This window comes from Parabacteroides hominis (genome assembly GCF_014287585.1).
Taxonomy (GTDB): Bacteria; Bacteroidota; Bacteroidia; order Bacteroidales; family Tannerellaceae; genus Parabacteroides; species Parabacteroides hominis.
The window spans coordinates 38,877-62,683 of the sequence record NZ_JACOOJ010000035.1 but is presented as its reverse complement, the minus strand read 5'-3'; the positions used below and the strand labels follow the sequence as shown (position 1 = coordinate 62,683).

Genomic DNA, 23,807 nt, shown 5'->3' with positions numbered 1-23,807 from the left:
AATGATTTTGTCCATATTTTTTGTTTGCACTTATAATATAGACTTTTATTTTTTAAGCTGTGCTCTTTTATTAATCAAATACACTAAAAGCAGCCATACAGCAAATGTGAACAAGACCCAATTTATTTTCATGCCTATGAAAACCGATTTTCACGGGTATGTGTTTCGAAACAGACCAATAGGGATTTTAGTCAATTATTACAATAACAACAAGAATGCAGGAGCATATGTCGTCATACATTTGAAGAGGGAAAAAGCAGGTTTTCGATATAGTTCTTTTTGTCATCCCATAAACTTATAGAAGATTTTATGTACTTTTGTCTCAGAATATAAAAAACCTAAATAATTCAATTTAATCAACATGAAACGCTTAATGGCTAATCGTAAACAGAAACAAGCGATCCTGATCGCTCTTGCTGCGCCATTGATGTTTTCTCCTGCTCCTTTAATGGCTGCGACCGGGACCTCCGAGCCTGTAGCTGCTATCGCCCAGCAGGCGCAAACGATCGTCAGTGTGCAGCGGATCAACCCGACTACGGTCGACGTTGTATTTTCCAACAATCAGCGGATGACATTCGATTTCTACGGAGACAACATCTTCCGTATGTTCCAGGACAACAATGGCGGCATCCTTCGTGATCCGGAGGCAAAACCGGAAGCCCGGATTCTCGTGGACAATCCCCGCCGTCCGGTTTCCAAACTGGACATCCAGGACGAAAACGGACAAGTGACCATCACGACCGGAAAAGTCAGACTCCAGTTGGACAAATCGACAGCTTTATTGAAAGTCACTAATCTTGCCACAAACACGGTTGCTTTCGAAGAGACCAGACCAGTGGCTTACGAAAAGGGCAAAACGGTCCTGACGCTGAAAGAAAACCCCGATGAATATTTCTACGGCGGCGGCGTACAGAACGGCCGCTTCTCTCATAAAGGAAAAGCCATAGCCATCGAAAACCAGAACAGTTGGACAGACGGTGGCGTAGCCTCGCCGACTCCTTACTATTGGTCCACAAACGGCTACGGCTTCATGTGGTACACTTTCAAACAGGGAAAATATGATTTCGGCGCTGCTGAAAAGGGTACGGTAAAACTATCCCACGATACAGACTATCTGGATGCTTTCTACATGGTCAGCGACGGCCCTGTCGCCCTGTTGAACGATTTCTACCAACTGACCGGCAACCCGGTACTGCTGCCCAAGTTCGGATTCTATCAGGGACACTTGAACGCTTACAACCGCGACTATTGGGTGGAAGACGAAAAAGGCATCCTGTTCGAAGACGGCAAACGCTACAAGGAAAGCCAGAAAGACAATGGCGGTATCAAGGAATCGCTGAACGGTGAAAAGGACAACTACCAGTTCTCCGCCCGTGCCGTGATCGACCGTTACAAGAATCACGATATGCCGTTAGGTTGGTTGTTGCCGAACGACGGCTACGGAGCCGGCTACGGACAGACCGAAACATTGGACGGAAATATCCAAAACTTAAAGAACCTCACCGATTACGCTCATAAAAACGGTGTCGAGATCGGTCTTTGGACACAATCCGACCTGCATCCGAAAGACAGTATCAGCGCCTTGTTGCAACGCGACATCGTAAAAGAGGTGCGCGATGCCGGTGTACGGGTTCTGAAAACAGACGTGGCATGGGTTGGCTGGGGCTACTCGTTCGGCCTGAATGGAGTGGCTGACGTCGGACATATCATGCCGTATTACGGAAACGACGCACGTCCGTTCATCATCTCTCTCGACGGCTGGGCAGGAACGCAGCGTTACGCCGGTATCTGGTCGGGTGACCAGACAGGCGGACAATGGGAATATATCCGTTTCCACATTCCGACTTATATCGGTTCGGGACTTTCCGGGCAGCCGAACATCACATCCGACATGGACGGTATCTTCGGTGGCAAGAACCTGGCAATGAACACCCGCGACTTCCAGTGGAAGACCTGGACACCGATGGAACTGAATATGGACGGCTGGGGATCAAACGAAAAATATCCGCATGCCTTAGGCGAACCGGCAACTTCCATCAACCGATGGTATCTGAAAATGAAATCGGAGTTGATGCCTTATGCTTATAGTATCGCACGCGAGGCGGTAGACGGCAAGCCGATGATCCGTGCCATGTTCCTCGAAGATCCGAATCCTTATACTTATGGCAAGGCTACGGAATATCAGTTCATGTATGGCCCTTATTTCCTTGTCGCCCCAATATATCAGGAGACACAGGCAGATGAAAAGGGTAACGATATCCGCAATGGCATCTACTTGCCTGAGGGCGATTGGTTTGATTATTTCACTGGCGAAAAATACACGGGTGGTTGTGTTGTCAATAACTTCGCTTCTCCGCTATGGAAACTACCGGTATTCGTGAAAGCCGGTGCGATCATCCCGATGACGAATCCTAATAATAATGTAAAGGAGATCGACAAGAATCTGCGCATCTACGAGCTTTACCCGTCCGGATATAGCGAGTTCACCGAATATGACGACGATGGCAGAACCCAAGCTTATCTGAACGGCAAAGGGACAACCACGCGGATCGAAATCAAGAACAACGACCCGTCAAAAGTCGCAGTCACCATCTATCCGACAACAGGCGATTTTGACGGCTTCGTGAAAGACAAAGCAACCGAACTGCGCATCAACCTCTCAAAAATGCCGAAGAAGATCACCGCCAAAGTCGGTTCCTCCAAAGTGAAACTGGTAGCCGCCCGTTCGATGGACGAATACCAGAACAGCACGAACGTCTATTTCTACGATGCTGCCCCGAACCTGAACAAATTCGCCACCAAAGGAAGCGAATTCGAAAAGGTGACGATCACCAAGAACCCGCAGTTGTTGGTCAAACTGGCTCCGACAGACATCGTTCTGAACGAAACGGTTGTCACCCTCGATGGCTACCAATTCGACATGCCCGACACTCACCGCGTTTCTACCGGCTTGCTGGCCGCTCCGACCGCACTGGTGACAGACGGGAACACGGAAGCCTACACGTTAAAACCGACTTGGGACAAAGTTTCCGGCGCCGACTTCTACGAAATAGAATTTAACGGCATGCTCTATACACAGATCAAGAATACCGAACTGCTGTTCGACAACCTTTCTGCCGAAACAGACTATTCGTTCAAGATCCGCTCAGTCAACAAGGACGGCCATTCCGACTGGTCTGCTTTCTCCGTCAAGACAAAATCCAACCCGCTGGAGTTTGCCATCAAAGGCATCCGTGGCGAAGTGACTGCCGAAGAACAGGAAGGTTTCGAAATCTTCCGTCTGTTCGACTTTGCCGAGTTAGGCGATATGTTCCACACGAAATACCGCAAGAACGCAATGCCGTTCGACATGATTATCGACCTGCGCACCATCAACCAACTGGATAAATTCCATTATCTGTGCCGCCAGGATGGAGGCAACGGCACGATCCTTGCCGGCGACGTGGCCTACAGCATGGATAAGGAAAACTGGACGGCTGTCGACTCGTTCCGCTGGGAACGTAATGGAGACGTGAAAGTATTCACTTTCAAGGATCAGCCGAAAGCCCGCTACATCAAGTTGCATATTACGGAAGGTGTCGGCAACTATGCTTCCGGTCGCGAATTGTATGTATTCAAGGTTCCGGGAACAGAAAGCTATCTGCCGGGCGACATCAATAACGACAAAAAAATCGATTCGAACGACCTGACTTCGTATATGAACTACACGGGGCTGCGTCGCGGTGACAGCGATTTCGATTATGTCAGTGCAGGCGATATCAACCGGAACGGTCTGATCGATGCTTACGACATATCGGTTGTGGCAACTCAATTGGAAGACGGAATTGAGAATCCGGGTACGGATCGTGTAGCCGGAACGCTCTCCCTCTCCACTCCGAAACAGACGTACAATGCCGGCGAAACAGTCGAAATCACCATCAAAGGCGACAGCATCAAAGCTGTCAACGCTTTGAGTTTCGCATTGCCTTACGATCAGCAGGATTATGATTTTGTCGGTATCGAACCGGCAAACCTCGGTGCGATGGAGAACCTGACATACGACCGTCTGCACACTAACGGCCAGAAATCGCTCTATCCTACCTTCGTCAACCTCGGTGACAAGAAGACGCTCGAAGGTTCCGAAGACCTCTTCACTATCAAGCTGAAAGCGAAACGCAAAGTAAAATTCAACCTGAAAGCAGTCGACGGCATCCTGGTTGACAAGAATCTGAATATGCAGAAGTTCTGAACAAGGAATTTTTGAAATAAACGAAAGCAGAAAGGCTTCGCCTGCCGGATAGTTCCGGGGCGAAGCCTTTTTCATTAAGATTATGAATGTTTTCTGCCTCACAGATGTTATCTTTGCAGAAAAAGCGATCGAACCATCGCATGACAAAGCAAACAAATACATTATGTACTCAGATAAGAAAAACATCCTGCAACTCGTAGCCCTGCTCATCGAGCATAACGTCAAGAAAATCGTTTTGTGTCCCGGTAGCCGCAATTCACCTATCGTACATACGATTGCCAATCACCCGTTCTTCTCCTGCTATCCGGTGACGGATGAACGGAGTGCGGCTTTCTTCGCAATCGGACTGGCGTTGCATGGCGGCAGCCCGGCTGCTGTCTGCTGTACATCGGGCAGTGCGTTGCTTAATATTCATCCTGCCGTATCGGAAGCCTTCTATCAGCAAGTGCCATTGGTTGTGATCTCGGCAGACCGTCCCGGAGCCTGGATCGGACAGATGGACGGGCAGACGCTTCCGCAACCCGGCGTCTTCGGTTCGCTTGTCAAAAAATCCGTCAACCTGCCGGAGATACATACCGACGAAGACGAATGGCATTGCAACCGCCTTATCAACGAAGCCCTGCTCGAACTGAACCATCATGGGAAAGGGCCGGTGCATATCAACGTGCCGATCTCGGAACCGCTGTTCCGCTTCACCACAGAAGAATTGCCGAAGGTGCGCGTCATCACCCGCTACCAGGGGTTAAACGTCTACGACCGCGAATATACTGGGCTGATCGAGCGGCTAAACAACTACAACCGTCGGATGGTCGTTGCCGGACAGATGAGTCTGATCTATCTTTTTGAAAAGAAATATTCCAAACTGCTATACAAACATTTCGTTTGGCTTACCGAGCATACGGGAAACAAGACCGTTCCCGGCATACCGGTAAAGAATTTCGATGCCGCCCTCTACGCCCTGCCGGAAGAGAAGTTAGAAAAGATGGCTCCCGACCTGCTGATCACGTACGGCGGACATATCGTGTCGAAACGCCTCAAACAATTCCTCCGCAAGCATCCGCCCCGCGAGCACTGGCATGTTTCGCTCGACGGAGAAGTAACGGACCTTTACGGCTCCCTGACAACCGTTATCGAGATGGACCCGTTCGAATTTCTCGAAAAGATCGCTTACCTGCTGGAAAACCGGACAACGGAGTTCCCACGCGTATGGGAGAACAATACCCGTGACTTGCCGCAACCGGAATTTGCCTATTCGGAAATGGCTGCCATCGGAGCATTGATCAAATCGCTTCCAACACCTGCGGCCTTGCATTTAGGCAACAGTTCGACCGTACGGTACGCCCAGTTATACACGCTTCCCGAAGAGGTCGAAGTCTGCTGCAACCGGGGGACGAGCGGGATAGAAGGATCGCTTTCGACCGCTATCGGTTACTCGGTTTGTTCGGACAAACTGAACTTCGTGGTGATCGGAGACCTGAGTTTCTTTTATGACATGAACGCACTTTGGAACACCAACTTCGGCTGTAACCTGCGCATCCTGCTGCTCAATAACGGAGGCGGGGAAATATTCCAGGCGCTCCCCGGTCTGAAAATGGAAGATAAGACGCATCGTTTCGTGACTGCGACACACAAAACTTCCGCCAAAGGATGGGCCGAAGAACGGGGATTCTCCTACCTTCCCGTCCATAACGACGGGGAACTGACGGATGCGATGGCAGTTTTCACCCAGTCCGCACCCCACAACCAGCCGATGCTGATGGAAGTATTCACGGATGCGGCTGAAGATGTACGGCTACTCAAAGAATATTACCACCAACTAAAGAAATAAGAACATAACTCATAATTTATAATTCTAAATTCATCTTATGGATACAAAAAGAGAATGGACAACCATCAAAGAATATGAAGAAATCCTGTTCGATTTCTACAACGGGATTGCCCGCATCACCATCAACCGCGAACGCTATCGCAACGCTTTCACTCCGACAACGACGACGGAGATGAGCGATGCACTCTATATCTGCCGCGAACGGCCTGATATCAATGTCGTCGTGCTGACCGGAGCCGGAGACACGGCCTTTTGTGCCGGAGGCGACATGCATGTGAAAGGACACGGCGGCTACATCGGTAAAGATGGCGTGGCACGGCTGAATGTGCTCGATGTGCAAAAACAGATCCGCTCGATTCCGAAGCCGGTGATCGCTGCCGTAAACGGTTTTGCGATCGGTGGCGGGCATGTGTTGCATGTGGTCTGCGACCTGACGATTGCTTCTGAAAACGCGATATTCGGACAGACGGGTCCTCGCGTGGGAAGTTTCGACGCCGGGTTCGGTTCATCCTATTTAGCCCGCATCGTCGGCCAGAAGAAAGCGCGTGAGATTTGGTTCCTTTGCCGTAAATACAATGCACAAGAGGCACTCGACATGGGCCTCGTGAACAAGGTTGTTCCTCTGGATAAGCTCGAAGACGAATATGTCGGATGGGCCGAGGAAATGATGTTGCTCAGTCCGCTCGCCCTCCGCATGATCAAGGCCGGCCTCAACGCCGAACTGGACGGCCAGGCCGGAATCCAGGAGTTGGCAGGCGATGCCACCATGCTCTACTATATGACCGACGAAGCCCAGGAAGGCGGCAAGGCTTTCCTCGAAAAACGCCGTCCTCGTTTCGAAGATTATCCGAAATTCCCTTAAATAAAACACATAATTTATGCACTACAAAATCGAAGTTTATCCCAGAGATCTGCATTTCAAGAAACCGGCAGGCACTTCACGCGGGACGTATACAGAACGGAAAAGCTGGTTTCTGGTTCTTTCTTCAAAAGATGATCCCGATCGCTGGGGAGTCGGCGAATGCGCTCCACTGCCAAATCTGAGTTGCGACGACGTTCCCGGATATGAGGAGATGCTGGCTAAGGCTTGCCAAAACTTCACCAACACAGGCAAGATCGATATAGACGGGCTGCGTGACTATCCTTCTATCCTGTTCGGCTTGGAGACTGCCCTCTTGCATTTCGAGGCCAATAGTTTTAATATGTGGGATACGCCTTTCTCGCGTGGCGAAGCTGGCATCCCGATCAACGGGCTGATCTGGATGGGCAGTTATGAGGATATGTCGAGACAGGTGGCAGACAAGATCGAGTCAGGCTTTCGTTGCATCAAGCTAAAGATCGGGGCGATTGACTTCGATAAAGAATTGGAAATCCTTCGCTTGATCCGCGAACAATTTTCCTCCGAAGAAATCGAACTGCGTGTCGATGCCAACGGCGCTTTCTCACCGAACGAAGCCATGACGAAGCTGAACCGCCTGGCAGAACTGGACCTGCACTCGATCGAACAGCCGATCCGCGCCGGACAATGGGAAGATATGGCCCTGTTAGCAGCTTCCTCCCCGGTTCCCATCGCCCTCGACGAAGAACTGATCGGTTGCAACACGCCGGAGAAGAAGAAAGAATTGCTTTCTTTCATCAATCCGCAATATATCATCCTGAAACCGTCCCTTCACGGAGGTCTGTACGGCTGTAGCGAATGGATCAAGGAAGCCCAGGAACGGCAGATCGGCTGGTGGATCACTTCAGCTTTAGAATCGAATGTCGGCCTGAACGCCATCGCCCAATGGTGCGCGACTTTCGACAATCCGCTTCCGCAAGGGTTGGGAACAGGAGGCCTTTTCACCAACAACATCGACATACCGTTGGTAGTAAAGGGGGATCGCCTTTGGTCGAACCCGAAATAGTTTACAGATTCTTAGATTTATGGCAATATCAAAGATATCAGAAGATTTACAAGCTTTCTTAGACGACTGGAAGTCTGCCTCTCCTTACTTGGAAGTGCAGACTTCCGGTTCGACCGGTACACCCAAACGAATCACGGTCCGCAAGGAGCAGATGGTAAACAGCGCCCGTCTCACCTGCGATTATTTAGGGTTGCAGCAAAGGGATAAAGCCCTCCTTTGCATGCCGCTCCGGTATATCGCCGGGAAGATGATGGTCGTCCGGTCACTTGTGGCAGGATTAGACTTGGTCTTGCGTGAACCTTCCGGACATCCGATGGCTGACATCGACATGCCGCTCCGGTTCGCCGCCATGATCCCGTTGCAAGTGTACAACACACTGCAAGTACCGGAAGAACGGGAACGCCTCTGCCAAACCGATATCCTGATCATCGGCGGCGGCTCCATCGACCGTGAACTGGAAGCCCGGATACAAGAATTGCCCATCCGCGTCTACTCCACCTACGGAATGACGGAAACACTTTCGCATATCGCCCTCCGGCGGTTGAACGGACCGGATGCATCTCCCTATTACACGCCTTTCCCGTCTGTCAAGCTATCTCTCTCGACTGACAATACACTGGTGATAGACGCCCCGCTTGTCGCCGACGAAACATTCGTCACGAACGATGTCGCCGAACTGCTCCCGGACGGCCGTTTCCGCATCTTGGGAAGGAAAGACAACATCATCAACAGCGGAGGCATAAAAATACAAACGGAGCTTGTGGAGGAAGCCTTGCGTCCCGTTATTCCGGCCAACTTTGCCATAACATCCGTTCCAGACCCGAAGTTCGGAGAGGTGATGGTTTTATTGGTCACCGCAGGAAACGACCGCTTCCCTGGTAAAGAGACTGCCTCTTCCCTTATTGAAGAACTGCCTCTTCCCTTACCGGAGAACAGCCTCTTTTCCGAATTGAAAGAAAAGATATCTGAAACATTACCCAAATACCAGCGTCCGAAGCACATCCTCCAAGTCGAAACAATCCCCTTCACCGGCAGCGGAAAAATCGACCGGGCGGCATGCCGGAAACTGGCAACCGAAAGATATACAGGATAAATTATTTCAGGTATCGATTATTCAAAATAAACATATAAAACACTATATTTTATGAAGTACTTATCAATCCTCGCCTCCGCCCTTCTCGCCACGGCGCCCGTCTACGGACAAAGTGGAGAAAGTTGCCGGACAGCACCCGACCCGACTCTACAAAAGCCGGAATTATACGCAGGTTACGACTGTGTCAACCTGCTCGACAGTACCGCAGTGACCGTGCAGCCTACCGGCTCCGGCTCTTTCGCAGTCTGCAAGATCGTCAAAGTCATGAACACACGCGGAGCGGTCGCCAATCGCATCCTTAAATACGATTACGACCCGCTGACGGCACATGCCGAGTTCCACCGCGTCACCATCTACAAAGCCAACGGCGACGTGATCAACCTCGACATCACCCAACAGCAAGACTACGCCGCTCCCGCCCGTGCCATCTACTGGGGAGCACGGCAGATCATGATGGAAGTAGGACGCCTCGATCCGGGCGATATCATCGACTACCAGATCGACAAGAAAGGTTTCACCTACGCCCTGCTGGCTGCCGGTACAGGCGACGACGAGTCCCGTTTCATCCCCCCCATGCGCGGACAATTCTATGATATCGTTCCTTTCTGGGCGACCGAGCCGACTGTCCGCAAAGTATATAAGGTAAATATCCCGATGGAGAAAGAGATGCAGTTCCAGTTCTATCAAGGCGAATGCACCTCTTCCATGCGCTACGAGGACGGACGGAAAGCCTATACATTCGTCAGCACGGACATCATGCCGACCAAACGCGAACCGAACATGGTCGACCTGTTCGACGCCGCACCGAAGCTGATGATGTCGTCCACACCACGCTGGCAGGACAAATCCCTTTGGTTCAACAAAGTAAACGAAGACTACGGCAGTTTCGACGCCATACCCGAAGCCCAAAAGAAAGTGGACGAATTGATCCGGGGCAAAAAGACAGAAATGGAAAAGATCGCCGTCCTCACCCACTGGGTTGCCGACAACATCCGCTACTCCGGCATTTCGATGGGCAAAGGCGAAGGCTACACGCTGCACAACCTGAAAATGAACTACACGGACCGGGCCGGTGTCTGCAAGGACATTGCCGGTACGCTGATCGCTTTCCTGCGTATGGCAGGCTTCGAAGCCTATCCGGCTATGACGATGGCAGGCAGTCGTGTGGAAAGCATCCCGGCCGACCACTTCAACCACTGTGTCGCCGTCGTGAAACTTTCCAGCGGGACCTATATGCCGCTCGATCCGACCTGGGTTCCCTTCTGCCGCGAATTATGGAGCAGCGCCGAACAACAGCAGAACTACCTGCCGGGTGTTCCCGAAGGTTCCGACCTTTGCCTCACGCCGGTTTCTGCACCTGAGAATCATTACATCCGCATCAAGGCCGACAACCGGCTGGATGCCAAAGGCACGCTGACCGGACAGTTCACGATCACAGCCGAAGGGCAGTCGGACAGCAATATCCGCCGTATCTTCACCACCGGCTGGCAGTCTCAATGGCAGGCCGCATTGGAAAGCCAACTCCTTGCCGTTTCGCCTAAAGCACGCCTTATCAGCGTGGACTATGGCAAAGATCCGAAAAACTACCAGGCTGCACCGATCAAAATGACATTCCGCTATGAAATACCCGGTTATGCCCTTCCCGGAGAAGGAGAAATGTTGTTCAAGCCGATGGTGATGAATAATCTTTACAACCAGGTAAAAAGCTACCTGCGCATCAACACCGACCTCGAAGAACGCCGGTATGGTTTCAAGGATGCCTGCTCGCGCCTGGTCGAACTGGACGAAACGATCCAACTCCCCGCAGGCTATCAGTTAGCAGGTGACGGAAAAGAAGACAGTGCGCAAAGTTCTGCCGCCGACTTCGAAGGTTCTCTCCGCCAGGACGGCAACAAAGTGGTGTTGCATCAGAAGTTAGCACTGAAGAAACGCGTGTACGAGGCAGGCGACTGGGACGGGTTCCGGAGTGCCGTGAACGCACATAAGTCGTTCGGGGATTATATCGTCATAAAAAGATGACACCCCATCCCGCCTAATAGATGGTATCCCATTCCTTAGAATAGATGATACCCTATCTATTAGAGGAGATGATACCCTATCTATTAGAACAGATAGTACCCTATCTAAAATCACAAATTATAAATCATAAATCAAATGATACAAAACAAACATAAACTCGCCTTCCTCCTTTGCCTGCTGCTAATGGCTACGACAGCCTTCGGAGCATCGGAAGCCGAATATAAAAAACTGGCAAAGACCTGGACGCTTAATACCGACGGCAGCCAGGAGTTCCGCTATAACATGGAACTGACGCTCTTCACCCACACGGCCATGAACAGCACGTACGGGGAAAGTTTCATCGTGTACAATCCGCAATACCAGGAACTGAAGATCAACTCGTCTTACACCCGACAGAAAGACGGCACGATCATCAAGACGCCGGACAACGCTTTCGTGGAGGTTCTTCCCCGCAATGCGGCTGATGCACCGGCTTACAACCACCTGAAAGAAATGGTCGTCGTCCACACGGGCCTGGAATTGGGAGCGACTATCTATCTCGACTACACGGTCACTTCCAAACCGGGCTATCTGCCGGAGGTAGACATTTTCGAAGAGCTGCTCCAATCCTCTCCCGTCAAGGAATACACCCTGACGATCGTGACGCCCGAAGCCAAAGAACTTGCCTATACGTTGGCAAACAATCCGGCAAAAGCATCCGTCAAACAATCCGGCGGAACCCGTACGACAACCTGGACATTGCGTAACCTGCCGGCTTCTTCCCGCGCCCCGTTCGTCTCTGTCCGGAATGGCGACGTTCCTTTTCTCGCCGCCACGACTTACGCATCCGAAGGGGAAGCATTGGCCATCCTGTTCAAACAGTTCAATCCGTCCGGTGATCCACAACTTGCGACTTTGGCAGAGAGCCTGGTCGAGGAAAAAGACAAGGACGAGGACAAGCTGCAAGCGATCCTCGAATACACGACCAACCATATTGCCAACAACAGGCTGACACTGGACCAGACCGGCTATCGCCTCCGCCCTGCCGATGCAGCCATTAGCACTGCTTACGGAACTGAAGCCGAAAAAGCCAACCTGCTCGCAGGCCTGCTGAATGGAGCCGGTTTCAAGGCCGAACCGATGGCAACCTACCAAGCCCATGCCGAAAAAGGGTTGGCACTGAAAGCGGTTGACCAGTTGCTTGTCTCCTGTATGGTGAACGGTGAATTGTATCTGTTCTCTCCCTCTTCCACCCGCCGTCCGCAAACGGTGAACTTCGACCGGACTCCGCTTTTCAGCCTGCAAACAGGAAAACCCGTAGCCGTCGCCGTTCCTACTCTTGAAGATTACCAGATTAAGAATGACATCACGCTGACATTCAAGAAAGATGGTAATTTGACAACTATGACCAAAGAATCCGTAGGGAAAGAGCTATTGCCTTATTTCAAGACTGGCAACATGGGAACCCCGGCTTCCTTAAACAAACAAAACGGATATGCAACGATCACATTGCCAGACGATGCTTCCGGCTTCTCCCATCTGCCTTATGGCTACCTGAACAGCCAGCGGAAAGAGAACTTGTTGCTTCCACGCCCTGTCAGCGAAGTCTATACATACACGATCGAATGTCCCGATAACATGGAACTGCGTACACCGGAAACCGACAAGACGATCCGCAATGCCGCCGGCAGCCTGACCATCGCCGTCAAGAAAAACGGACGTACGGTAACTGCCATCCGCAGCCTGGAACTGAATAAGCAACTCTATACACCTGCCGAATACAAGGAATTGCGCCAGCTTCTGACAGAATGGAGCGACGTGAACGGGAGGACGTTGTTGTTTTCGGTACGGTAAAGGATGATTACTTTTGGCTTGACCCAAAAGTAACCAAAAAGTCAAGGCTTAACCTGGCTCGCTACTCCGTTCCCTCCGGGCGCTCACTACGGTCTCTGGCTTAACGCTCGCCAGCTTAGGCCGGAAATAGGGCCTGAACAGCTCTCTTAGAATTGCCGATACTGCCTGCCATATAGGTATCGGTATCGGCAATCCCAAGAGAAAGCGGAGCTTTCTATGAAAGGCCTAAGCGGACAGGCGTCAAGCGGAGGGCAAAGGCGAAGCGGCCGGAGCCTGCGCTGTTTGAGCGAAGCGAGTTTCGCAGGCGACAGCGGAGCCTTTGCCCGGAGTAGCCTGGACGGTTAAGCCTTGATCTTTTGGTTACTTTTGGATCAAGCCAAAAGTAACGGATAAATTTATTAATCATCTAAATAACTCAAATATGAAACTACTAAATCTAACTGCCGCCCTCCTTTTAGGAGGTGTCCTGCAAGCACAAAATCCCTTGCCGGCCATCCATCCGCAGCCGCAAGAGATCACCCTGTCGACCAACCGGTTGAATTTGCCTCACGGCATCGCTCTCACCGGGCTGGAGAACCCGGATGCGGATGCCATACGATTGATACGGCAAACCTTGTCGATACCCAACATTCCGGAAGCGCTTCCGCTTAGAATCACCCTGATGAAAGACCAGGCATCCGAACTGAAACGTTCAGGAGCCTATCGCTTAGTCATCAAGCCGGAAGGGATCGACATCGACATCTCCGACAACCGTGGCCTTTTCTACGCCGCTCAGACGTTGCGCCAGCTGGTCGAAACCAACGGACGAGGAATCAAAAGCCTTCCGCTCGGCACTATCACCGACTATCCCGACGTCGCCTTCCGCGGAACCGTCGAAGGCTTTTACGGCGATCCCTGGAGTCATGCCGACCGCATCGAACAACTCCGTTTCTATGGCAAGATGAAGATGAATACTTATATCTACGGGCCGAAGGACGATCCCTACCACAGTTCCCCGAACTGGCGCAAGCCTTATCCGGAAAAGGAAGCGGCACAGATCAAGGATCTGGCGAAGGAAGCTGCAGCGAACAAGGTGGACTTCGTCTGGGCGATCCATCCGGGACTGGACATCAAATGGACAGATGAAGACCGGATGAATGTGCTGAACAAGTTCGGAATGATGTACGATTTGGGAGTCCGCTCCTTCGCAGTCTTCTTCGACGATATTTCCGGTGAAGGGGCCAAGGCTGATAAACAAGCCGACCTGCTCAACTTCTTGCAAAAGGAGTTTATCGAGAAGAAAGAAGGCGTTAGCCCGCTGATCATGTGTCCGACCGAATACAACCGTGCTTGGGCGGGAAGCGACTACCTGGATGTGCTGGGCAGAACGCTCGACCCGGCGATCCATGTGATGTGGACCGGCAACAGCGTGATCCACGATATCACACTCGAAGGGCAGGAATGGGTGAACAAACGCATCCAACGTCCGTCATACGTCTGGTGGAATTTCCCTGTAAGCGACTACTGCCGCGACCACCTGCTGATGGGACCGTCTTACGGGCTCGATCCGAATGCGGCGCATGCCATGTCCGGTTTCGTCGCCAACCCGATGGAACGGGCGGAAGCCTCCAAAGTAGCCCTCTACGGAGTTGCCGATTATGCCTGGAACATGAAAGCCTACGATCCCGGAAGCGACTTCATCGAAGCCTGCCGTTACGTTTTGCCGGAAGCGCCGGAAGCATTCCGGACATTCTGTGAGAACAACTGCGATCCGGGACCAAACGGCCACCGCTACCGCCGCGACGAATCCGTCCGCAATGCCGGTTATGCCGAAGCATTCCTCAATGACTTCCGCAAACACAACTATAATGCAGATGCAGCCGACCAGATGAACCGATTGTTCGCCGAGATCACAGCCGCCCCGGCTGCCATCGAGACAAGCCGCAATAAAGCACTGATAGACGAAATCAAACCGTGGCTGATGCAATTCCACCTGTTAGGAAAGGCCGGACAAGCCGCCATCCGTACTGCCGAAGCCGGACAAAGCCAAAACCGTGCCGCCACCTGGCAATCGTATCTGTCGCTCACATCGTTGCTCGACAGCATGCGCACGATCGATCAGACATACAATCAGAATCCGTACCAGAAAGGTGTGAAAGTCGGCTCGCGTATCCTGACTCCGTTCGTACAGGAGATACATTCAGGGGTCGAAAGCAACCTGTTGTTCGCAGACCAGGCAGATGCCGCCACCACCCGGATGAGCAAGGCTTCTATCCTGACGGATATCGAACAATTGAAATATCAGCCGTTGAAGGAAAGCAAGGACCAGATCGGATATAACCGCCTGAACGAGGTGCTGCGCATCGAGCCGGGACAGTCCTTCGGCCTCGCCTGGGAATTACAGAAAGAGGCTACCTCTTTTAACTTCAGCCTGCCGAAAAGCGAAAACAGCGGACGGGTATTCGAATGGTCCGCCGACGGCAAACAATGGACGGCTATTGCCGACATCCCCGCCGACCAGGCCCGCTTCAAGTTGGAAAAGGTCGCTCCCGAAGTCCGTTATATCCGCATGCGAAATGCTACGGACAAGCAGATGCAAATTTATCTGTACGAATTTGCCGTGACAACGAAGGAAGATACCTCCATCGACCCGGTCCGCCTGATGTACGACAAGAACTTAGAGTCAGCCAATACGCTGGTTGCCGGTTCACATATCGCGGTCGACAGGGAAAAGAAGGACGGTTCGCTCGAACTGTACCTGTCCGGCTCCCCTTTCAGCCAAGTCGTAGTGGAAGGCACACCCTTGAAAGGGAAAGCGAAACAGGTGCTTTATTCCGGCCCGGCAAATTATATCGAGTTGAAAAAGGAGGCATTAGAAAATGTAAAGGCTCTGGAACTGCATAACGCAGGGCAAACAGAAATCCGCATCCACGAAATCTTATAAAATTGCTCCGAAACTAATAACCGGACGCAAATAACATAGAACACGCAGAATAACGCAGATTTATTTTATTGATAATAATAAAACGTCTGCGTTTCTCTGCGTGTTCTGCGTTATCTGCATTCTGTAAATACAGATTTTGTTCCTCTTTTCCTTTACTTGTCCATCGGGAAGCGCACACCCCATTCAGACCGGAGATCATCCAGCATCTGCATGATATGCAAAGTTTCCATATGCGGCATATAAGGCGTTTCGATCTTTCCCTCGCGGATCGCATCGATGGATGCCTGCACCTGATATTCGAAACCCGTTATCTGCGGCGGACAGGTATAACGAGCCACTTCTTCATGATTGATCGAATAGACGATTGCCTGCTGAGGGTTGTTGATATTGTCGACGATTATATATCCTTTATCTCCCGAAATAACTCCCTGCCGGTCGTTCGCACAGAAAGCGGTCATTTGCAAAACGGCCATGCGGTGGTTTCGATATACAAAAGTAATACTGCCCTGCAAATCCACCCCCGTCTCCCCTTTCACGCAGGCAGAAGTAATTCCTGTAATCTCCGAACCGAAAAGCATCCTTGCAAAGTTGATCGGATAAACGCCGATATCCAGCAAAGCTCCGCCACAAAGTTCGGGCTTGGCGATACGTTCCTTCTCGGCAATCGGATAGCCGATATTGGCTGTCAGCATCATCACGCGCCCGATCGTCCCGCCGTCGACCAATTCGCGGAGCGTCCGGGAGAAAGGCATATAACGTGTCCAGATCGCTTCAGTCAAGAAAACCTGTTTCTCTTTCGACAGGCGTATCAACGCTTCCGCCTGCTCTGCATTGGCGGTAAATGCTTTTTCACATAAGACCGGCTTGCCTTTTCCGAGGCACATCTGCGCCTGCTCAAAATGATGCGAATGCGGGGTGGCAATATAAATCAACTGCACTTCGGGATCATCCGCCAATTCCTCGTATGATCCGTAAGCTCGTGTAACCCCCCATTCACGGGCAAACCCTTCGGCATTTTCCAGGTTACGTGAAGCGACCGCATACGGTTCGACCCCTTCCATATCGCGCAACGTATGCGCCATCTTGCGGGCGATATGCCCGGCTCCTATAATTCCGACTTTAAAACGTTCCATATAATTGTCATTTTTTTATCGGGTAAATATACAATAAAAATTCCATGCCCATGAAACTTTTATTTTGTAAGCATGGCAACCGCACCCAAATATTTCCTTGTATAAATGATTCACTTCCAAGATTTGAATCGTTAAATGATGATTTACAGGTTCAAATATTCTTGATTATCCTCTAAATACCCCCTGGTTATTTTATTTAATTAGGGTTCACACTGTCCGGGGGACTCTGTAGATCAGCATGTTGCTGTGAACCCTGTGAATGCAAGATAAAAAAAGGCGGGATCGATCGATAGGATTGGATGATCGTAAACCGGTTTCACAGCCTTCACAGCCTTCACAACAAATCGCTGGCCATTAGCCTTTTACCGCTGTGAACCCTGTTTTTTAGTTTTGTCATATAAGGGATCTGATTGGTTCCTGTCCCATAAAATACAGGTTATAGGCTAAAAAATACAGCCTTTAGCCTGTCCGGGAAAAGCCTATAGGGTAGCAGGAAAAAGGTAGGCATCTATCCGGCAACCGATGCCGACCTTTTCGGGAAGCGACAGGCATCTATAGGAACAACTTCACATACGAGGTTTGAGTCTGATAGACGCAGATTAAAATAAATAAACAGGATTTTTTGACGCGGATTTAGCGGATAACCGCGGATTAAATTACCTGATACATATTTTCTTATCCGTGTTATTCGCGAAATCCGCGTCAAAATTATATTTGCGTCTATCAGACTCATATTCTGGCAGAAGTGAATCATTTATGCAAGGAAAGATTTTGGTGCGGTTACCCTGTTTATAAGCATGGAATTCAAAAGCGATCGGCAACACTTTCCTACTCCATAATTGCTACCACCGGATTATCCTCCTCACCGACCTTCTTCAAAGCAGCTACTTCGGCAGGGATATCCGTTTTACCGGCGTTATCCTCGAACCAGGCGACGACCTCTTCCGAGGGGAGAATGGCGGCAAATTCGCCGGAGGCGGAGACAGATACGGGCTGTAAGGGAAGGAAGCTGTTCGTATCGTCGGTTATCATGTCATCGAGAGGGCAGACTTTGACGGTTCCGTCCGCTTTCCGGTAGAGAGCATTATAGGTCTTCTGTTTGTCATTATAGACATTCGTCATAAAACGGAAAAGGATCACATCTTCATTTTCCATGAACTTTGTCGGATAGATGGCATCTTTCTTATCCTCGAAACGCTCATTGTAGGGCCAGCCGTGGACACCTAAATCCAGCACGCGCACAGGTTGCAACTCTTTCACGACCGACACTTGATAGATCGTGTCATTGTAAGACTGGCGGAAATAAAGGTCTTTGCCCGCATGCCAGAAACAACTGTTGCCAAGCGAATAGGCGGCAGACTTATTGTCCTTATATTTTATAATCATCATACCGTCTCCCCCATCTTTCAGAACCGAGATGGAAGCGATGTCGTCCGGAGTGATCGCCCCGTCCCCTTCTTGCTCCGCCGGCAATGCTTCGACACGGACAATCTCATCTCCACGGAACAAGGCGATACGGGCAGGCAGGCTGTCGGTAGCCGAATAATAGCCGGCGATAAGATCCGCGTCCAAATAATCGAATGCCGCCATTGCCGGGAACTGTCCGGCAGGAATCGAAGGAGCCCAGATATGATCGAATTTACCGTCTGCTCCATAAACGACGATTTTGTTTTTCCAGCCGGGAAAACTCAGTTTGCCGGTGTACGGGTTCTGCCATCCCCCGCGAACATTCGAATAACCTTCGGGATCTTCGCCCACATGCCCTATCGAACGGATAAAACGGCCCGTCTTTTTGTCGAACAACTGGCAACGATCCCGCCCTGATATTACTACAATCCAATCATTCAGGACGGTTGCATGCGCCCCCTGTCCCACCAGGCAACTATCAGTCGTTTCCAATGCGACATAGCGTATTTTCTTGAAACAGTCGGAAGTCTTCAACTTCGTCTGATTGTCGAAAGCTGCTCCCAAAGGGATCACTTCGAGTTTTGCAACCTTCGTCTCGCCTCCGCCACCGCAAGCAGCAAGAAAAAGACATGCCATTACCGCAAACACATGATTTTTCATACGATTTTATTTTACTTTAAAAGATGCTTTTTCGTTGTGATCAGGATCACGCCTCCGACCGCTTTTTTTCCATACATTTCGATGGCGCTCTTATCTTTCATTATTGATATCGATTCGATTTCGTCAGGATTGACCTTGTCCAGTCCACCCGCATATTCGACACCGTCAATCATGACAAGCGGATCCGGTTTGGCATACCGGACACCTCCGGCAGGACGCATATTCGATTCAAATTCCAGAGGACGCAAGAGAGGCTTGTCTTTTTTTATGATATCAAAAACCTTTCCATCCTGTTGCTTTATCGAGCCGTAGCCGATAACGACGACATCCTCGCGAGGTTCCTGGTTGACCGTCATCTCGATTTGCGGTTTATCTTTGTGAGCTTGTTTTTTATCTTCGCGGACTTTCTCACTGGCCTTGACGGCATCCTGACGGACTTGCCGGGCGGCTTCTCCGGCTTCAAGAGCATCCGCTTTCATATCAAGGGCGTTTTGCTTCGCCTCCTCTTTCATCGCTTTTGCCTCTTGCTTCACCTTCTTGGAGTCTTGTTTCATTTGTACGGATTCCCGTTTCATTTCTTTGACCTCATGTTTCATTTCTTTGACCTCCTGTCCCATTTTTTTGACAGCCTCTTTTTTCTCTGCTTGCGACATCTTTTTGTCCTGTCGGGACGTGAGGACTTCGGCAAACTCCACATCGGAGATATTTTCCAACCGGCGGGAGATTTCAGGGCGGGCGAATGCAGCAACGGTAATGGCTGCAAGCGGAAGTACATAAAGATACTTCAGGCGGGCCCAGGGATTTGATTTTTGTTTTAACATCATGGTAATTCGCTTTTTAAGTTTACTGTGATTGAAGCTGTTGGCCATAGAGGTGAAACGCTGTGCGCCGACCGCCTTCTTTATTAGTAATAATTGATAATGCTTTGCATCCACGCCATGTGCAATCACACTCTCGTCCGCCTCGTACTCGTGCACGTTCTGCAACTCCTGTTTCAGCAACCAAGCGGCGGGATTGAACCAATGCAGAACGGCACAGCATCCGGCAAGCCACATATCCAGCGAATGGCAAGCCCTGATATGCGCCTGTTCGTGCGCCAGGATTTCGGCCCCGCTCTCCTCCATATCGATGCGGGAGATGACAATATATTTCATCCAACTGAACGGTGGGATCGTCCGGTCGGTCACGACAAACCGCGTCCCGTCCTCCAGCAGGGTCACCTCGCCCGAACGGATCAGGCGGACGATCTGCCAGATGGAATAGAGGAACCGCCCTGCAAAAAAGAGACACCCGCCGGCATAGGCCGTAAACAGAGCCGCCAGCCAGAACGGAAAACCACTCTCTTCCTCCACAGGAGTCCCGGCCATTTGCAATAACCGTTCGATGTCCGGTACCGCAGGTTGCACGACGGCTGGTTCATCCGTCACAAACCGTATAAAAGGAATTGCAATAGAAAAGGCTATCACGCTGAGAAGCGCCATCCGGTTGAAACGGTGGAACGTGTCCCGGCTCAAAAGCAGGCGATAGAACAGATAGAACACCGCCAGACAGCAGGTGGATTTCATTATGAAGACTAAAAATGTTCCCACGGCGAGAGAATTAAAAATTAATAATGAAGAATTAAAAAATGCCCTCTCTTAATTGTCAATTGTCAATTGTCCATTGTCAATTGATTCAATCAACTCCTTCAGTTCCTCCACCGAAACCTCCTCCTCCTTCACCAGCGAAGAGATCACGCCGAGGTAGGAATTGTTGAAATACTTGGCAATGACGTTCTTCAACGTGCCCCGGCTATAGTCGGTTTCCGTCACGGCGGCATAATATTGGTAGGTATTGCCAAACGTGTTATGTGCCAGAAAACCTTTCTCCTCCAACCCGCGTACGATCGTGGAAAGAGTATTGAAATGCGGCTTCGGCTCGTCGTAAAATTCGAGTAGTTGCTTGACGAACAAAGGGCCTTTCGTCCAGAAATAACCCATGATTTCTTCTTCTCTTACAGTTAGTCGTTTCATGATATTTTATTTGTTCGGGACAAATATAACTAAAAAAATTAGTTCTCAAACTATTTGAATTAGTTTATAAACTATTTTTTTTAGTGGGACAAGAGGAGCAAAGGGTAAAAAGTCCCGTCCGAACTGAATGTGAGACACGCACCCGCACATCAGTAAAATTTAAGGCTGGTAAAATCCTGATTCAAAAATTGAATAACGGGGAATAAAATATAAAGAGTGCGCCGAATCCGGCGCACTCTTTATATTTTATCGTTTCGGGATATCTACCGATGTTTCCTGTTCGCCCAGCAAGTTGCGGGAGAAATAGTCGACCATACGCCAGTAGAAATATTCGTCCATGTCACCAAAGCCATGTCGTTGTTGCGGCAAAAGCAACATATCGAAGCGTTTGCCGGCCCGGATCAGGGCGTCTGCCACACGTAGCGTATTACCCGGATGGACGTTGTTGTCGATGTCGCCATGTACGAGCATCAAGTGGCCTTTCAGCCTGCCTGCGATCTCTTCGTTCGTCTTGATGTTGTAGACAAAAGTCGTATCGCCCTTTTCGCTGACCACTTCCTTCACGCCATGATGCGTTTCGCTCCACCAACGGTTATAGATGCGGTTGTCATGGTTCCCGGCACATGAAACGGCGGCCTTGAAGAAGTCAGGATATTGCAGGATAGCAGCCGTAGACATGAATCCGCCACCCGAATGGCCGTGGATACCGACACGGTTGATGTCGATGAATGAATAGCGGTTGGCCAATTGCTCGATAGCCGCCTTCTGATCCGCCAGTCCGTAATCGCGCAGGTTGCCATAGCCGAAGTTATGATACCATTTCGAACGGCTCGGATGTCCGCCCCGGTTCCCGACCGTGATCACGACGAAACCGGCTTGTGCCAGACGGTCCGTGCGCACGCTCATCCGGCTGAACGGGTAAACGGTAGCTTCGACCTGCGGACCCGGATATACATAATCGATAATCGGATAAACGGCCGTCGAATCGAAATTGAACGGTTTATACATCACACCGTAGAGATCGGTCACACCATCTGCCGCCTTCACCTTGAAAGGTTCGGGGAACTGGTAACCGGCGGCCAGCAACCCGGAGAAGTCGCTCTCTTCGAGCGTCATCAACTTGCGGCCGTTGCTATCCATCAAATCCGTACGCGGGATGGTGTTCACACGCGAATAGTTGTTGACCACGAAGGCCGCGTTGTCATCCATGCTGACCATATGGAAATAGTCGCCCGGAGTGACCTGTTGCAAACCGTTTCCATCGAGACCCGCGCGATACAGGTGTTCGTAGTAGGGATTTTCATCTTTATCTTTCCCGTTAGCCAGGAAGTAAACGACACGTTTGGCTTCGTCCACCTTCACGATCTGGTCCACATGCCAGGGGCCGCGGGTGATGCGGTTCTTCAGGTTACCTTCGCCATCATAGAGGTAGAGGTGCGCCCAACCGTCGCGTTCGCTCCATTGGATCAACTCTTTGCCGTCTCCTATGGATGCCAGCGGACGGACTTCCTGATAGGTATTCATGCGTTCCTCGATAATCGGGCGGATCGAATCCTGTCCGACCGTATAGGAACAGATATCGATGCGGTGCAGGTCACGACTCGAACGGGTGACGAAGAAGCGATTATTATCGCCCAACCAAACACTCGCCACCTCTTTCCGGTCACGGTCTTTTTGCCTCCACGGCCGGCGTGCCAGGCGCAACGTCTGGTCCTTGAATGCGGAGGTGCGGATTTCCTTATAGCTATTGTCGTTCATATCGAACAGGAACAGGTGTTGGACGGGCGCTTCCTTCTCGCCGGGCATCTGGTATTTGTAGGTTTCCAGCGTCGGACGGGGAGAAGCCATGGAGTTGATCACCCAGAGGTCTTTCACGGCACGCTCGTCTTCGACCGTCACGGCAAAATAACGGGAATCGGGCGACCAGACGATACCCCAGACACCTTTCCGCTTGCCGTTGCAAAGCGTGTCGGTATTCAGCAGGCTATAAGGTTGGCCGAAACCGAAATCCTTCACGCCGAAAGTCGTGAGTTGTATGTCCGTGACCGTGCTATCCTTATCGTCTTTTTTCAACTTCTCGTAATCCTCGCGGGACATCCGGTAGAGGTTCAGGTCTTTTGCATACACGACCGTTTTACCATCGGGCGAGAAAGAGGCCCAATCGGGATATTCCGTTTCTTTCTTCTTGTCTTCGAGCCAGGTCAGCTTGCGCGTGGGATAGTCGTAGGAGAAAAAGAAAATCTCCTTCTTCGGACCTTTGCCCTTGTCGGTACTGTCTTTTTTAGCATCCTGCGAAGAGGTGATCTGGAAAGTGAAAGTACGTCCGTCCTCCCCTGCTTCGAGCTTCTGGATGGGTAGTTGCTGGGCGGTAAACGGGTCTTTGACGATCTCGGTTATCTGTGCGGCAATATCGTCGAGGTCGAAAAGCGGGCGCTTCGTCTTTGCCACCGGATCGACGACATACCAGGCTTTGCCATTGCTGGTCTTATATTCGTACCAGAAATTATCACCCTTCCGGAACCAATGCGGATCGACAGATGTGGAGAAAAGCATCGTGTTCAGCTTCTCTTTCGTGAAACGTTCCGCCTGAACATATCCGGATAACCGCTCCGTCTCCTGCCCTTGAGCTTCCGTACCGCAGAACATCCCGGCACAAAGCATCACCAATAGTAGTTGTTTTTTCATTAACGTTGTTTTTATATAAATAAAAAGAAGGTGTGTCAAAAGAAAATCCTGCTTACAATAGACATAATTCAGGCACGGATTA

Annotated in this window: 14 protein-coding genes; 9 read left to right on the top strand and 5 right to left on the bottom strand. The window is 50.7% G+C overall.

The window, feature by feature from the left end:
- Window positions 1-361 precede the first annotated feature (361 nt).
- The 9 genes from H8S65_RS16480 (at window position 362) to H8S65_RS16445 (ending at window position 15,828) form a co-directional block, all read left to right on the top strand.
- Complete coding sequence (locus H8S65_RS16480; RefSeq protein ID WP_186930956.1) at window positions 362-4,228, top strand: TIM-barrel domain-containing protein; 3,867 nt, start codon at window positions 362-364, stop codon at window positions 4,226-4,228.
- A 163-nt stretch (window positions 4,229-4,391) separates the two neighbouring features.
- Window positions 4,392-6,056 (top strand): 2-succinyl-5-enolpyruvyl-6-hydroxy-3-cyclohexene-1-carboxylic-acid synthase, encoded by a 1,665-nt coding sequence (gene menD, locus H8S65_RS16475; RefSeq protein ID WP_186930955.1) that lies wholly within the window; start codon window positions 4,392-4,394, stop codon window positions 6,054-6,056.
- A 37-nt stretch (window positions 6,057-6,093) separates the two neighbouring features.
- Window positions 6,094-6,918, top strand: a complete 825-nt coding sequence (gene menB, locus H8S65_RS16470) for a 1,4-dihydroxy-2-naphthoyl-CoA synthase (protein WP_186930954.1) — start codon at window positions 6,094-6,096, stop codon at window positions 6,916-6,918.
- Between the two features lie 16 nt (window positions 6,919-6,934).
- Window positions 6,935-7,960 (top strand): o-succinylbenzoate synthase, encoded by a 1,026-nt coding sequence (locus tag H8S65_RS16465; RefSeq protein ID WP_186930953.1) that lies wholly within the window; start codon window positions 6,935-6,937, stop codon window positions 7,958-7,960.
- A gap of 19 nt (window positions 7,961-7,979) precedes the next feature.
- On the top strand, window positions 7,980-9,053 hold the full coding sequence (locus H8S65_RS16460; protein WP_186930952.1) for an AMP-binding protein: 1,074 nt from the start codon (window positions 7,980-7,982) through the stop codon (window positions 9,051-9,053).
- 51 nt (window positions 9,054-9,104) lie between these two features.
- Window positions 9,105-11,072 carry a DUF3857 domain-containing transglutaminase family protein gene (locus H8S65_RS16455; RefSeq protein ID WP_186930951.1) on the top strand — a complete coding sequence of 656 codons (1,968 nt, stop codon included), beginning with the start codon at window positions 9,105-9,107 and terminating at the stop codon, window positions 11,070-11,072.
- 135 nt (window positions 11,073-11,207) lie between these two features.
- Complete coding sequence (locus H8S65_RS16450; RefSeq protein WP_186930950.1) at window positions 11,208-12,905, top strand: DUF3857 domain-containing protein; 1,698 nt, start codon at window positions 11,208-11,210, stop codon at window positions 12,903-12,905.
- A 216-nt stretch (window positions 12,906-13,121) separates the two neighbouring features.
- Entirely contained in the window at window positions 13,122-13,250 is a 129-nt protein-coding gene (locus H8S65_RS21140; protein ID WP_255489292.1) for a hypothetical protein, read from the top strand.
- A 76-nt stretch (window positions 13,251-13,326) separates the two neighbouring features.
- The gene (locus H8S65_RS16445) at window positions 13,327-15,828 is read left to right on the top strand and encodes a beta-N-acetylglucosaminidase domain-containing protein (RefSeq protein ID WP_186930949.1); all 2,502 of its coding nucleotides are present in this window, start codon (window positions 13,327-13,329) and stop codon (window positions 15,826-15,828) included.
- A 152-nt stretch (window positions 15,829-15,980) separates the two neighbouring features.
- On the opposite strand, the gene H8S65_RS16440 is transcribed toward H8S65_RS16445, so the two are convergent.
- The 5 genes from H8S65_RS16440 to H8S65_RS16420 form a co-directional block, all read right to left on the bottom strand.
- Window positions 15,981-16,961 carry a Gfo/Idh/MocA family protein gene (locus tag H8S65_RS16440; RefSeq protein WP_186930948.1) on the bottom strand — a complete coding sequence of 327 codons (981 nt, stop codon included), beginning with the start codon at window positions 16,959-16,961 and terminating at the stop codon, window positions 15,981-15,983.
- A gap of 828 nt (window positions 16,962-17,789) precedes the next feature.
- A complete protein-coding gene (locus tag H8S65_RS16435) occupies window positions 17,790-19,028 on the bottom strand; it encodes a DUF4934 domain-containing protein (RefSeq protein WP_186930947.1) in 1,239 nt (412 codons plus the stop codon).
- A gap of 11 nt (window positions 19,029-19,039) precedes the next feature.
- Complete coding sequence (locus H8S65_RS16430) at window positions 19,040-20,617, bottom strand: M56 family metallopeptidase (protein WP_186930946.1); 1,578 nt, start codon at window positions 20,615-20,617, stop codon at window positions 19,040-19,042.
- 48 nt (window positions 20,618-20,665) lie between these two features.
- The gene (locus H8S65_RS16425) at window positions 20,666-21,040 is read right to left on the bottom strand and encodes a BlaI/MecI/CopY family transcriptional regulator (RefSeq protein ID WP_186930945.1); all 375 of its coding nucleotides are present in this window, start codon (window positions 21,038-21,040) and stop codon (window positions 20,666-20,668) included.
- 246 nt (window positions 21,041-21,286) lie between these two features.
- Entirely contained in the window at window positions 21,287-23,725 is a 2,439-nt protein-coding gene (locus H8S65_RS16420) for a S9 family peptidase (protein WP_186930944.1), read from the bottom strand.
- Window positions 23,726-23,807: the final 82 nt, after the last annotated feature.